Genomic DNA, 14,046 nt, shown 5'->3' with positions numbered 1-14,046 from the left:
GACTCATATGCTCTCAAAGCCAATCATTTATTAGACTTCATCTAACTCAACCAGCTCATCACCAAGCAATCTTTTGATTTTTTGCAAAATATTGGCCAACTCTTGATCAGAATAGCATACAGGGGACAATTTACCCCAAACAGGCTCAGGCCAGCACTCATCTGACTCAAAACGAGCAACATGATGAAGGTGCAATTGGCGAACTTTATTGCCGATAGCGGCAATATTCAATTTATCAGGGGTAAAAAGGTCCTGCATTGTTTCCGCCAATAGGCAACTTTCTGCCATAAGCTGATTGCGATCCGCATGACCTAACTGATGGATTTCCTCTATAAAGGCTCTTTTAGGAACCAAAATAACCCATGGCGCATTACGATTATTTATAAGCCTTACCTGGCAAAGTTTTAGATCACCAATGAGCACAGAATCCTTCTCTAAAACTGCATCTAATTCAAACATGTAACGACTTCCTATTTACTTTATGGCCTTACATAAGCACTATAGCATTCTATTTTTAATTCTACCCTACGACTTGGAGTTCCCATGACGGAAATGCGTTGTGTCTTTGACGCACAAGCCAAACTCGCAGAGTGCCCTCGCTGGGATGAACAATCCCAGACTCTTTACTTTGTCGACATTGATTCCTTTGAATTGCATGCTTACAACACTGCATCTGGTAATCACTCAGTACGCAGATTTGATGAAGAAATTGGTTGCTTCGCTTTATCAGAAAGCGGTGGGTTTATTGCAGCCTTTCGCTCTGGGGTTTACACCTTTGCTGACTTCGATGCTCCGCTGGAGCCATACTGGAAAGCCGATTACGATCAAAAAACCACGCGTTTCAATGATGGGCGCTGTGACCCAAGAGGTCGCTTTTTAGCAGGTACAATGTATTCTCCGAAAGATGCATTCTTAGGTGGTTTATATCAGTTTGAAAAAGGCGAAAAACGCCTGCTGGATCAAGCGGCATGGACATCAAATGGGCTAGCTTTTTCACCAGATCAAAAAACCATGTATTACTCAGATACACCAAACCACATCGTTTACAAATTTGATTATGATGTAACAACTGGTGAAGCGACTAATAAGCGCACTTTTATCGAGTTTCCTCGTGGCAATGGACGCCCAGATGGCGCGGCTGTTGATACAGACGGCAACTACTGGTCGGCACTTTACCAAGGCCAACGTGTGGTAAAAATCAGCCCTGAGGGTCAAATCCTAGCAGAATACCCGCTGCCTGCGACGTACCCAACGATGGTGGCTTTTGGCGGCGAAGATATGAAGACATTATTTGTATCTACTTGCCGAGCAGCACAAACAGACGCAGAGCTTGAGCAATTCCCTCAAGCCGGCGGCATCTTCGCCTTAGATGTTGAAAATGAAGGCCAAATTGAATTCCGCTTTGCGGGTTAATTTCATCACTTATTTTTAGAAAGACGACATATTATGCGCGCAAGCAACTATCTTTTTTCTACTCTTCGTGACGCCCCATCTGATGCGGTCGTCGCGAGCCACCAGCTAATGATCCGTGCGGGTATGATCCGACAAGTATCAAAAGGCCTTTATACATGGCTACCCACTGGCGTAAAAGTGCTTAAGAAAGTAGAGAACATTGTTCGAGAAGAAATGCAAAGAGCCGGCGCTCTTGAAGTGAGTATGCCAGGCGTTCAACCCGCTGAGCTTTGGCAAGAAACTGGCCGCTGGCAAAAATACGGACCAGAGCTACTTCGTCTTAAAGACCGCCACGACCGTGATTACTGCCTTGGCCCAACACACGAAGAAGTTATCACTGATATTACTCGTAACGAATTAAGCAGCTACAAGCAGTTGCCACTTAATCTATTCCAAATTCAGACAAAGTTCCGTGACGAAGTACGCCCGCGCTTTGGTGTCATGCGCTCACGTGAATTCTTAATGAAAGATGCTTACTCGTTCCATATCTCTGCCGAGTCGCTTCAAGAAACCTACGATGTAATGCACTCCGCATATTGCAAGGTTTTCGATCGCATCGGCCTAGATTACCGTCCTGTTCAAGCGGATACAGGCTCTATCGGTGGTGCCTACTCACACGAGTTCCACGTACTAGCGGACTCTGGTGAAGACGATATCGCGTTCAGCGATTCTTCTGACTTTGCTGCCAACGTAGAGCTAGCTGAAGCAATTTGCCTAAAACAAGCGCCAGATGCACCAACAGAAGAAATTAAAGAAGTTTTCACACCGAACTGCAAAACCATTGCTGCTGTTGCTGAATTCTTGAAGCTACCTGTTGAGAAGACGGTTAAAACCATGCTTATCAAAGGTGTTGATGAAGAGGGTGAAAGTACGATTATTGCTTTGGTTCTGCGCGGCGACCACACTATCAACGAGATCAAAGTTGAAAAGCTGAAAGGCGCTGTCGTTCCATTCGAATTTGCTTCCGAAGCAGATATTGTTGCCAAGATTGGCTGTCAGCCAGGCTCTATCGGGCCTCGCGGCCTAAAAGAAGCAGGCGTAAAAGTCGTTGTTGATCGTGCCGCTGCTGTGATTTCTGATTTCTGTGCTGGTGCGAATAAAGACGATTACCACTTCACCGGCCTAAACTGGGGCCGTGACTGTGATGACTTTGAGGTAGCAGATATTCGCAATGTCGTTGAAGGCGATCCATCTCCTGACGGCCAAGGCTCTATCGTTATTAAACGCGGCATCGAAGTGGGCCATATTTTCCAACTAGGCCAAACCTACTCTGAAGCGATGAAAGCGACGGTACTGGATGAAAATGGTAAAGCTCAAGTCATGCACATGGGCTGTTACGGCATTGGCGTCTCTCGCATTGTGGCGGCTGCAATTGAGCAAAACTTTGATGACAAAGGCATCAAGTGGCCGCTAGCCATTGCGCCGTTTGAAGTGGCTATTGTAGGCATGAACTACGAGAAGTCTGATAGTGTTAAGGAGGCTTGTGATGAGCTTTACGACGCACTGCTTGCACAGGGCGTTGACGTAATTCTTGATGACCGTAAAGAACGTCCAGGCGTTAAGTTCTCAGACTGCGAACTGCTGGGCATATCACACCGTATCGTGGTTGGTGACCGTGGATTGAAAGAAGGCACTCTTGAGTACAAGAGCCGTGAAACTGGTGACGGCGAAGACGTTGCTGTTGCTGATGCCCTAGCCTTCATTCAGCAAAAATTAGCGTAATCTCAAATCAAAGGCGGCAAGCTTTAACAATTTATCTTGCCGCCTTATCTGATCCACAGCTAAGACAAAACTTAAGCCTTTACTGAGGTCAACATGACAACAATTTACCATAACCCTCGTTGCTCAAAATCTCGTGAAACCTTAGCTCTTCTTGAGCAACAAGGCATTTCTCCAGAAGTGGTTTTGTATCTACAAACTCCCCCTTCAAACGACACAATCAAAACTCTGCTTAACCAACTTGGTATGACATCAGCTCGTGAGCTTATGCGCACTAAAGAAGACATCTACAAAGAATTAGACCTTAAGTCAGAGCCCAATGAAGACGCATTGATCGAAGCCATGACAGCAAACCCTAAGCTGATAGAGCGTCCAATCGTTATTCATAATGACAAAGCGAAAATTGGTCGCCCACCAGAATCCGTACTTGAGCTATTCTCATGAGCCAAGCCAATATTCTGGTTGTGTTTTACTCTCGCCATGGCTCTGTAGCAGCCATGGCTAAACACATTGCTCGTGGCGTACAAAAAGTACCTAATGCTCATGCCGTCATTCGCCAACTACCCGAAGCCTCATTTAGCCATGAGCAAACGAGCCCTGCGCTACCTGAGGATGGCTATCCGTACTGTGAAGTTGAGGATTTTGCTGCATGCGATGGCTTAGCTATTGGCTCCCCCTCTTATTTTGGCAGCATGGCGGCACCCGTAAAATTAATGCTCGATCAAACCAGCCCAATATGGATGAGCGGCCAACTGGCAGACAAGCCTGCTTGTGGTTTCGCTAGCGCAAGCACCATGCATGGCGGCCATGAAATGACTATTCAATCCATGATGATCCCACTGCTTCATCACGGCATGATCTGGGCTGGGCTCCCCTATAAGAACAAAGACCTGATACACACAGCGACAGGTGGTACGCCTTACGGCGTAACTCATTTTGCCCCCCACACCCAGTACACAGGCTTAAGTGACGAAGAAATTGCATTGTGCGAAGCTCAGGGCCAGCGTATTGCCGAACTGGCCACTAAACTAAAGAAACACTAAGCCACCTCACTACGTTCAATACGACCTAAATCAATACAAAGCGAGTTATTAGAAAGTATTATAGCTCGCTCATTTATTGACTAAGCATTGAACTAAGCTATGGCAAAACGATTTTCAATCTCCGCATCTGAGCAACAGCACTATCTGAGTTTATGCCGCTCTTTTCGCCCTATCCTGATATTAAATCATATTGGATTAATGCTCGTTTTGATCTGGTGGCACCTCGTGTTGTCTGAAATTGAGTTACAACACCCACTACTTTTACTGAGCGCCGTCTTATTGCCGCTAGCTTTATCACTATGGGGCAATATCAATGGCAGTTACAAAGGCGCCATCGGTATCTGTTTCATTAGCTTATTCTACTTCACTGCAGGAATAACACATTGGTTTCATCCTACACTTTGGCCGATTGGCATGAGTGAAGCTTTGCTTGGAGCAGGCCTTTTCTGCCTTGGAATGCTTTACGCACGCTGGAAAGGGTTAAGTGAATTGCCTATTGCTTAACCCTATTGTGAAATGAACTAACAAATGCCTTTAGCGGAATATGCGATCAGCCCACACAGTTAAGCCGCTCGCTACGCTGCCAAAGTGATCTCCATCTAGTAAAGGGATATCTCCAATATGTTCACGAACAGCCGCTTGAATCACTGGAGACTTTGCGGACCCACCTGTCATGTAGATCACATCAGGCTTTTCGCCAGCTTGACCTATTGCATCCAACATAAGCGTCACCATTTTTTCAACTGGGTGAATTATAGATTGGGCAAACTGCTCTCTGTTAATATCTAAGCACAGCAGCTCTTCAATATAACCTAAATCCACAGACACCTGCTCCAGCTCTGAGAGCTTTATCTTTGCTTCTTCCGAATCTTTGACAACATGAAAGTTATGCTTATGTTCACGCATGATCTTGAAGCGATCCATCAGATTAGGTTTAACCATATCTAAACGCAACTGGTCCATTTGTTGTTTTGTTTCTTGACTACTAAACGTCGCCTGAGCTGTGACATCATTGGTTGTCACAGCATTCCAATACAACTGTGTCGGCATCGGCAAACCTGTTTTCAGCTCTGCACCCATACCAAATAAAGGCATAACTTGACGACCCGCAAGCTGGATATCTAGATCATTACCACCGACACGCTCACCAGTGTACGACAAGAAGTCTCCTGCACGATCCAATCGATCCCGATAACTTGGCCCCATTCGAACCATGGCACAGTCACTGGTACCACCACCAATATCCACCACTAATACTGTCTGATCGTTTTCGAGATTACGTTCGAAATCTAGTCCCGCTGCAATTGGTTCATACTGAAACTCAACACTATCAAAACCAGCCCTTTTAGCCGCAACAGTTAGAATTGATAAGGCTTGCTGATTGCTTTCTTCCGCATTGATACCCTGAAAATTAACAGGGCGCCCTATTACAGCATGCTTCATGTTTTGCTGTAGGTTTATTTCGGAGCGCTGCTTAACATTCATCATCATGACGGTAACAACATCTTCAAAAAAATGAATGTGTTCAGCACGTAGTCCCGCCCCACCAAGAAAGGACTTTGGAGACTTTACAAAGTATCCTTCATCCGGAAACTGGTAATACTCAGAAAATGCCTCTCTGCCGAAAAACAAAACCTGATCGTCAACATCATAATCTTCTTCTATACGAAAGCGGCGAGCACGACTTAGGATCCCCTTACGCATTTCAATAAAATCAGAACGGAATGCATCAGAAAGCCCTTTTGCAACACCCTCACTTATGAAATCTCGACTTAATGCATAGACCGTTGAAGGTAAGTACTTATGTTCCCCTTCTAGGTTAGCTAGACGAGGTTTACCATTTTCCAAGACGCCTAACGCACAATTTGATGTGCCGTAATCAAAACCGCAGTACACAAAAGCTACCTATCAAAAAATATTCGGGCGCGGACTTTATCACACAATAACTGTAAGGATAAGTAACAATTCTCGATCATTTTACGGCTGTAGAAGTTAAAGCAAAGAGTATATAATGAAGTTCTGTTATAGTTACTTGCTATAAACAATTACTTCGTTGTACCTAGGGGATTGTAGGTTTGAGCATTTCAAATAACATATTGCACCATATTGAGAACTTCACCTCGCAAAGAGATAAAGAGTTACTGGTCTTTAGCCTACTTAAAAGCATCCGTGAAATACTAAACCCTATTCGTACATCCATTCTTACCCTGAATGGGCAAGACGAACCAACATCAGAAATATCTCTTAGCAATGGCGATAACTGTGAATATCGCTACCAAGATATTAATGTTTCAGACAGCATGAAAGCTTCCCTTGACTACATTAACACTTGGCACCTAGATGAACTCATGAAAGCACACGACGAGCAGTACACCTCTTTTCATGTACTGCAACAAAGTCGACAACAGAACCAGTACCTAATTATCACTCTCAACAACAAACCAAGCCGCTCTGAAAGCTACATCATCAAAGGCATGCTAAGCATTTATGCTAACTTCAGCTCTTTACTAGCAGAGTCACAAACTGACGAACTAACTGGTCTAATGAATAGAAAGACCTTTGAAGAATCAATAGTAAAACTATATCAAGGCGCAGCTTTTGAAGATGAAAATGAATGCACTTCTAATTGGATTGCCATCATTGATTTGGACCACTTTAAAGCTATTAATGACAGTGCAGGTCATTTATATGGTGATGAAGTTTTAATTCATGTATCAAGAGTTTTACAACAAACCTTCCGCCAAGATGACATGTTGTTTCGATTCGGAGGTGAAGAATTTGTTGCTTTAATGCGCGGATTGACCAAATCAAAATGTAAAGCGCTACTCGAACAGCTTCTAGTCAATGTTCAGTCTATTGTAATGAATGACTTAGATCCTATTACAATCAGTGCGGGCGTATGCGAATTCCAGAAAGACACCTTCCATGTGACATTAATGGATCAGGCAGATCAAGCTTTATACCATAGTAAGGAAAACGGCCGTAACCAAGTGACTTTTTACGACGACATCGTAGAGGCAGGCCTTGCCAAAGACAACAATGTCACACATGGCGATATTGATCTGTTCTAGGCTCTATTGAAAAAATAGCTACTTCGGTAGCTATTTTTTTGTCTGTCGTTTTTTACCTAGACATCAGATACCAAAAAACCGAGACACTGTCTCGGTTTTTTTAATCAAATCGCTATTACGCTTTGAATGGGTCGCGTAGAACAATTGTCTCGTTACGATCAGGACCTGTAGAAATAATATCTACTGGTACTCCGATTTTCTCTTCGATGAACTTGATGTAAGCCTGAGCGTTAGCTGGTAGCGCTTCAAAGCTTGGCGCACCCACAGTAGACTCAGACCAACCTGGAAGCTCTTCGTAAACAGGAATTGCTTGTTCGTAGCCTTCGCTGTCAACCAATGAACCTGAAACAGATTCACCGTTAGCATTTTGGTAGCCAACACATACTTTGATTGTTTCAAAGCCATCCAGAACATCTAATTTTGTTAGACAGATACCAGAGATTGAGTTGATTTGTACTGCATGGCGAAGAACCATCGCATCGAACCAACCACAACGACGCTGACGACCGGTCGTCGCACCAAATTCATGGCCACGCTCACCCAGACGCTGACCGTTTTCACAATCAAGCTCAGTTGGGAATGGACCGGCACCAACACGTGTTGTGTATGCTTTCGTAATACCTAGCACATAATCTAGGTACAAAGGACCAAAACCAGTACCTGCAGGCGCACCACCAGCAGTTGTGTTTGAAGACGTTACGTACGGGTATGTACCGTGATCAACATCAAGTAGAGACCCTTGAGCACCTTCGAACATGATGTTCTTACCTGCTTTACGCAAGTCATGAAGAAGAGTGATTGTATCAGCAACCATTGGGCGCAGGAATTCAGCCATTTTCAGACCTTCTTCGTACACTTCGTCAAATGACACTGGCTCTACTTTGTAGAAGCTTTCTAGCATGAAGTTGTAGTATGCCAATACTTCTTTTAGCTTTTCAGCAAAACGCTCTTTATCTAGGATATCCGCTACACGGATAGCACGACGAGCTACTTTGTCTTCGTACGCAGGGCCGATACCACGACCAGTTGTACCAATTTTCTTATCGCCTTTAGCAATTTCGCGAGCCTGATCCATAGCAATATGGTATGGCAGGATCAGAGGACATGCTGGGCTGACTTTTAGGCGCTCAACAGCAGGTACACCCTGTTCTTCAAGCTCTTTAACCTCTTTCTGCAATGCAGCTGGAGACAATACAACACCGTTACCGATGACACACTGAACACCGTCACGAAGAATGCCAGAAGGAATCAAGTGCAAGACAGTTTTCTTGCCGTCAATTACCAAAGTATGACCTGCATTGTGGCCGCCTTGGAAACGCACCACTGCAGCAACATCTTCTGTTAGAAGGTCTACGACCTTACCTTTACCTTCGTCACCCCATTGAGTGCCTAGAATAACAACGTTCTTACCCATTTTTATGGTCTCGCTTAAGATTGTTCTAAACCGATAATCGATTAATTAACTTTTACCAACTCCCAGTCATCACCTTTGGCAATTAACTGGAAATCAAAATCTGATGCATTTGTGTCTTGATCTAATTGCTGGATCACACGATAGCCCTCTGCTCGCAGGGACTTAATCTTTTGCCAAAGTGCGTCATTGTGCGTTGCTGGCGCTAGAACACTAGAACGGTCCTCAACCACTACATCTACTAGAGACACAAGCGTTTTCACATCAGTACTGAAACCTGTTGCTGGACGTGAACGACCAAACACTTCGCCAATGTAGTTGTAACGCCCGCCTCGGGCAACAGCATTGCCGTGTCCAGGTACGTATGCCGCAAAAACTAGGCCCGTATGATAGCTGTAGGACTCCATATCAGACAGATCAAAGTGCAAACCAACGACACCAAAGCGCGTCGCCACCACATCGGCAACGGCACGAATTTGAGCTAAAGCGTTAGAAACGGATTCACTCACATCTGCTAAGATAGACTCTGCTTTGTCCAACACCTCAACACCACCACACAAGCGTGGTAGAGCTAGCAACCACTGCTTAGCTTGTGTCTCAACACTTTGTGTTGCTAAGTAAGTCTCTAACTCAGGCAACCCCTTGGCACGATACAAAGAAGCAATCTTCGCTTCCTGCTCACTAGTGAGTCCAGATGCTGCCATAACGCCGCGAACGACATCAATATGACCAACGTCTAATACTAACTTTGCCAAGCCAGCTTGAGTTAAAGTGTCCAGCATAAGAGAAAGAATCTCTAAGTCACTTTCAATACCGCTGTGACCATAGAGCTCGGCACCCAGTTGAATAGGACTGCGAGTTCCATCTAGACCTGCTGGCGTTGTGCGTAACACGCTGCCGCAATAGCTTAGTCGCTCTACACCATCATTTTTAAGGCAATGAGCATCAATACGAGCTACTTGAGATGTGAAGTCGGCCCGGATCCCCATAAGACGACCGGTAAGTTGATCGATAACTTTAAACGTTTCGATTTCAAGGTCGGAACCTGCACCGATAAGTAAAGAATCTAGGTATTCGATGAGAGGTGGAATGACCAATTGGTAACCCCAACTTTCATGTAGGTTTAGCAGGGTTCTTCTAAGGTGTTCAATTTTGGCAGCCTGTTTTGGCAGAGCCTCATCAACCCCATCTGGAAGCAACCAGCGATCTGCTAGTGTCATTAAACTGTATCCTCTTAGCTTCGGGCCAGAAATAGGAGCGTTAATCCAAGAAACATACTCACCGCCCCTAACAATCTTAAACTCCGATCAGAGCTTGAGATCGCTTTTACCATTATTTCGCGCCACAAATTAGGCTTTAAAAATGGTAATACCCCTTCGGCAATCAAAAAAAGACTGAAACCGACCAGAAGCGAATGCAACAATTCCTGCATAGACTCTCTATATTTTGACCATTAAAAAACCGGGCCTTGCCCGGTTTTGTTGATTCTATCATGAATTGGTGACTGACTTACAGGCATAATGCACTGACAAGTCAGCCAAAAACAGAGAATTAATTGGTCTCTTTAAAGTACTTAAAGAATTCACTGTTTGGATCAAGTACAAACAAGTCGCCATTGTTCGCAAAACTCTCACGGTAAGCCTGCAAACTACGGTAGAAATCAAAGAACTCTGGGTCTTGCTGATATGCTTGAGCATAGATCGCAGCGGCCTGCGCATCGCCGTCACCACGAATCATTTCAGCATCACGCTGTGCTTCAGCCTCAAGAACAACACGCTGTCGGTCTGCATCCGCACGAATACCTTCCGCCAACTCTAAACCTTTAGAGCGATGCTCACGCGCTTCACGCTCACGCTCAGTACGCATACGCTGGTAAACGGATTCACTAACATCTGGCGGTAGGTCGATTCGTTTCACTCGGATATCAACGATCGTAATACCAAGTTCAGTCTGAGCAACACTATCGATACGATCTCGTAGCTCAGTCATTAGCTCTTCACGCTCGCCAGACACTACTTCATGCATGGTTCGCTCACCGAACTGGTTACGTAGACCAGTATCTACACGAGATGAAAGCACTCGGTTAGCAACAAACTCATCACCTGAAGTCGCTTGATAGAAGCGAGCCACGTTGGAAATTTTCCATTTAACATACGAATCAACGATCACCGCCTTTTTCTCAAGCGTTAGGTAACGCTGAGGACGAGAGTCCATTGTCAGAATTCGCGCATCAAACATTTTAACTTCATTCATTACAGGCAGTTTAAAGTGTAAACCTGGTTGTACATCATCACGTACGATTTCACCAAATTTAAGCACCACTGCTCGCTCTGTCTCTTTAACAACAAACAGAGTTTGAGAAGCCACTAAAACCGCAGCCAGTACGATAAAAAGAATCGCAAAAGATAGGTTTTTCATTAGTTTCTCCCCTCACGTACAGAACTTCCCGATTGACGACTACGAATCTCTGCAATCACTTGATCGGTTAATGAGCTAATAGACGATGAGCCCATACTGCTAGCATTGGACGTTGCTGGTCGCTGTTTCATAATCTGATCTAGCGGCAAATACATCATGTTGTTGCCATTTTTCGAGTCGATGATGACTTTGTTTGAATCTTTATAGATCGTTTCTAATGTTTCTAGATACAAACGTTGCTTCGTTACCTGAGGAGCTTTCACATACTCTTGGTACAAACGATCAAAACGATCTGCTTGACCTTGCGCACGAGCAACTACCTCAGAACGGTACGCCTCAGCCTCTTCACGAATACGCTGAGCTCGACCACGCGCCTCAGGGATGATGCCATTAGCGTACGACTCAGCTTCGTTACGAACACGCTGCTCGTCTTCTTTCGCTTTAATAACGTCATCAAACGCTTCTTGCACCTGGTTAGGTGCTTGAGTGTTTTCAACGTTAACCTTGGAAATCAATAGGCCAGTACCGTAATCATTAATATATGACTGAAGTCGATCTTTCACGTCAGCCGCTAACACTTCACGACCTTCTGTTAAGATTTGATCCATTTCAGTGGTACCAACGACGTGGCGTAAAGAACTTTCAACGGCCTGCGCTAGAGAGTCTTCTGGAGAACGCACGTTAATGACAAAGTCACGTGGATTATCAATGGAGTATTGAACAGAAACGCCAACTTCTACGATCGCCTCATCAACCGTCAGCATTAATGCCTTGTGGTCATGTGAACGAACTTTAGTAACGTTAACCTTAGCAACAGAATCAATCATTGGCGGATTCCAATGAAGACCAGGCATTACCGTTTCATGGAACTTACCCAAACGAAGCACAACACCTCGTTCTTGCTGATCCACCTGATAAATACCTGTAGCTGCCCAAAGAGCAAATAAGCCAATTACGACGACACCTAACAGACCACCGCTTAATTTGCCTCCCATACCTGGGCCACCACCAGATCCAGAACCGCCATTACCACCGCGCTTCTTTTTCACGCCAAGCATATCCATTAGCTTGCCGAAAGCCTCATCCAAGTCAGGCGGCGATTGATCTTTACCACCGTTCTGTCCTTGACGACCCCAAGGGTCATTATTAGGCTCTTGGTTACGCCCCCCATTGTTATTACGGTTCTTGTCCGTGTTCCATGGGTCGTTGTCGTTATTACCCGGTTCATTCCAGGCCATACTACATCTCCACTTTCTTGTAATGATAATCCGGTTATTTAGGCCGCCTGAACTTGCTCTTCAGACATACCTACTCTAGCAAGAATTTGCAAATAATCCTTACGAGGCAAACATAATTCAAGCACAGATTGCCCTAACTCATCATAAGTCTCGCCCTTTACAGCGCCTTGTTCAAAAAGCATCGCTCTAAAGCGACCTAAATTTGCTGGCACAATAATGGTCTCTTTAACGATTTCGTCAGATAGCAACTCCGCAATCGCTTGCTCAAGCAAATCAATGCCAACCCCTTCACGTGCAGACAACCAAACTCGCGTTGGGTTCCCTTGCTCATCACGATCAATCCTGGCTTCACCAGTGGGTAAGGCATCAATTTTATTAAAAACCTTCAACATTGGCAGCTCATTTGCGCCAATCTCATTTAACACATCATCTACTGCGGCAATATTTTCATCTCGATTAATGTCCGCCGCATCAACAACGTGAAGCAACAAATCCGCCTCTGCAGATTCTTTCAAAGTCGCCTGAAATGCTTTAACGAGTCGGTGAGGCAGTTTTCGGATAAATCCTACGGTATCCGCCAACACCACCGGCCCGACTTGCTCAAGATCCAGCCGACGCAGTGTCGGATCAAGAGTTGCAAACAACTGATCCGCTGCGTAAACCTCTGCTCCTGTTGCCCTATTAAACAAAGTTGATTTACCAGCATTGGTATAGCCAACCAAAGAAATAGTAGGCACATCAGAACGAGATCGAGCTCTACGACTTTGATCCCTCTGAGAGTTTACTTTCTCAAGACGCTTTTGGATCGCTTTTATTCTATCTCGCAATAAACGACGGTCAGTTTCGAGCTGCGTTTCACCAGGACCACGCATACCAATACCACCCTTTTGGCGTTCAAGGTGGGTCCAACCGCGGATCAAGCGAGTTGACATATGCTGAAGCTGAGCAAGCTCTACTTGCAACTTACCTTCATGGGTGCGCGCACGCTGGGCGAAAATATCAAGGATAAGGCCGGTACGGTCTAGCACTCGACATTTAAGGACACTTTCAAGATTACGTTCTTGGGATGGGGACAGCGAGTGATCGAAAAGCACTACTTGAGCTTCTTCTCTAATCACAATGTCTTTGATTTCATCTAACTTACCAGTGCCGACAAAGAACTTAGAGTCAGGTCTTTGACGAGACCCTGTCACGACTGCGACAGGGTCTGCACCAGCAGAGATAGCGAGTTCTACGAATTCTTCAGGTCCATGTCTATCTTCTTGATCATTAAAATCGATATGGACTAATACAGCAATTTCACCACTTTCTGGGCGTTCGAAAAACAAGTTATATAACCTCTGCTTGCTCTAGTCGAGCAAACTTATTCTGCAGCATCTTCCGCCTGATCAGGGGACGGTAGACGAATTGTACGAGAAGGGACAACCGTCGAGATTGCGTGTTTGTACACCATTTGGCTAACAGTGTTTTTCAACAAGATCACGAACTGATCAAATGACTCGATTTGTCCTTGTAGTTTAATACCGTTCACAAGAAAGATTGACACAGGCACTCTCTCTTTGCGAAGCACATTTAGGTAAGGGTCTTGTAGTGATTGCCCTTTTGACATCGGATTCTCCTTAAGCAAGCAAACTTATAATTAAAATATTGGCAAAACAATACTATAGATAATACAACAAAATTTTCCTGATTTC

15 protein-coding genes are annotated in these 14,046 nt (G+C 44.8%); 6 read left to right on the top strand and 9 right to left on the bottom strand.

Features of this window, described 5'->3' with window-relative positions:
- Positions 1 to 30: 30 nt before the first annotated feature.
- Complete coding sequence (locus tag JHD44_RS13995; protein WP_199463392.1) at positions 31 to 459, bottom strand: HIT domain-containing protein; 429 nt, start codon at positions 457 to 459, stop codon at positions 31 to 33.
- Positions 460 to 543: 84 nt separating this feature from the next.
- Here JHD44_RS13995 and JHD44_RS13990 point away from each other — a divergent pair, with 84 nt between their 5' ends.
- The 5 genes from JHD44_RS13990 (at position 544) to JHD44_RS13970 (ending at position 4,718) form a co-directional block, all read left to right on the top strand.
- Positions 544 to 1,413, top strand: a complete 870-nt coding sequence (locus JHD44_RS13990; RefSeq protein ID WP_199463391.1) for an SMP-30/gluconolactonase/LRE family protein — start codon at positions 544 to 546, stop codon at positions 1,411 to 1,413.
- A gap of 33 nt (positions 1,414 to 1,446) precedes the next feature.
- A complete protein-coding gene (locus tag JHD44_RS13985; protein WP_199463390.1) occupies positions 1,447 to 3,174 on the top strand; it encodes a proline--tRNA ligase in 1,728 nt (575 codons plus the stop codon).
- 93 nt (positions 3,175 to 3,267) lie between these two features.
- Complete coding sequence (gene arsC, locus JHD44_RS13980) at positions 3,268 to 3,615, top strand: arsenate reductase (glutaredoxin) (RefSeq protein WP_199463389.1); 348 nt, start codon at positions 3,268 to 3,270, stop codon at positions 3,613 to 3,615.
- Positions 3,612 to 4,214, top strand: a complete 603-nt coding sequence (gene wrbA, locus JHD44_RS13975; RefSeq protein WP_199463388.1) for an NAD(P)H:quinone oxidoreductase — start codon at positions 3,612 to 3,614, stop codon at positions 4,212 to 4,214. Before arsC ends, wrbA begins: the two co-directional genes overlap by 4 nt.
- A gap of 99 nt (positions 4,215 to 4,313) precedes the next feature.
- Positions 4,314 to 4,718, top strand: a complete 405-nt coding sequence (locus tag JHD44_RS13970) for a DUF2069 domain-containing protein (protein ID WP_199463387.1) — start codon at positions 4,314 to 4,316, stop codon at positions 4,716 to 4,718.
- A gap of 30 nt (positions 4,719 to 4,748) precedes the next feature.
- Here the strand turns inward: JHD44_RS13970 and yegD are convergent, their stop codons facing one another.
- Positions 4,749 to 6,110 carry a molecular chaperone gene (gene yegD / locus JHD44_RS13965; RefSeq protein WP_199463386.1) on the bottom strand — a complete coding sequence of 454 codons (1,362 nt, stop codon included), beginning with the start codon at positions 6,108 to 6,110 and terminating at the stop codon, positions 4,749 to 4,751.
- 179 nt (positions 6,111 to 6,289) lie between these two features.
- On the opposite strand from yegD, the gene JHD44_RS13960 reads away from it, so the two are divergent.
- Positions 6,290 to 7,285 carry a GGDEF domain-containing protein gene (locus tag JHD44_RS13960; RefSeq protein WP_199463385.1) on the top strand — a complete coding sequence of 332 codons (996 nt, stop codon included), beginning with the start codon at positions 6,290 to 6,292 and terminating at the stop codon, positions 7,283 to 7,285.
- Positions 7,286 to 7,400: 115 nt separating this feature from the next.
- Here the strand turns inward: JHD44_RS13960 and JHD44_RS13955 are convergent, their stop codons facing one another.
- The 7 genes from JHD44_RS13955 to hfq all read right to left on the bottom strand — a co-directional run bounded on the left by JHD44_RS13955 (position 7,401) and on the right by hfq (position 13,961).
- Positions 7,401 to 8,699: an adenylosuccinate synthase gene (locus JHD44_RS13955; protein ID WP_199463384.1), complete on the bottom strand. Its 1,299-nt coding sequence runs from the start codon at positions 8,697 to 8,699 to the stop codon at positions 7,401 to 7,403.
- Between the two features lie 41 nt (positions 8,700 to 8,740).
- Complete coding sequence (locus JHD44_RS13950) at positions 8,741 to 9,916, bottom strand: ATP phosphoribosyltransferase regulatory subunit (RefSeq protein WP_199463383.1); 1,176 nt, start codon at positions 9,914 to 9,916, stop codon at positions 8,741 to 8,743.
- A gap of 14 nt (positions 9,917 to 9,930) precedes the next feature.
- The gene (locus JHD44_RS13945; RefSeq protein ID WP_199463382.1) at positions 9,931 to 10,128 is read right to left on the bottom strand and encodes a DUF2065 domain-containing protein; all 198 of its coding nucleotides are present in this window, start codon (positions 10,126 to 10,128) and stop codon (positions 9,931 to 9,933) included.
- 119 nt (positions 10,129 to 10,247) lie between these two features.
- Entirely contained in the window at positions 10,248 to 11,114 is an 867-nt protein-coding gene (gene hflC / locus JHD44_RS13940) for a protease modulator HflC (protein WP_199463381.1), read from the bottom strand.
- Positions 11,114 to 12,352, bottom strand: a complete 1,239-nt coding sequence (gene hflK / locus JHD44_RS13935; protein ID WP_199463380.1) for an FtsH protease activity modulator HflK — start codon at positions 12,350 to 12,352, stop codon at positions 11,114 to 11,116. Before hflK ends, hflC begins: the two co-directional genes overlap by 1 nt.
- 38 nt (positions 12,353 to 12,390) lie before the next feature.
- The gene (hflX, locus tag JHD44_RS13930; protein WP_199463379.1) at positions 12,391 to 13,680 is read right to left on the bottom strand and encodes a ribosome rescue GTPase HflX; all 1,290 of its coding nucleotides are present in this window, start codon (positions 13,678 to 13,680) and stop codon (positions 12,391 to 12,393) included.
- A 35-nt stretch (positions 13,681 to 13,715) separates the two neighbouring features.
- Positions 13,716 to 13,961: an RNA chaperone Hfq gene (hfq, locus tag JHD44_RS13925; protein WP_067097470.1), complete on the bottom strand. Its 246-nt coding sequence runs from the start codon at positions 13,959 to 13,961 to the stop codon at positions 13,716 to 13,718.
- Positions 13,962 to 14,046 lie beyond the last annotated feature (85 nt).

It is taken from the genome of Marinomonas ostreistagni (genome assembly GCF_016461785.1).
GTDB classification, from domain to species: domain Bacteria; phylum Pseudomonadota; class Gammaproteobacteria; order Pseudomonadales; family Marinomonadaceae; genus Marinomonas; species Marinomonas ostreistagni_A.
Note: the sequence above shows the minus strand (reverse complement) of the source record. Positions and strands in the feature narration are given on the sequence as shown.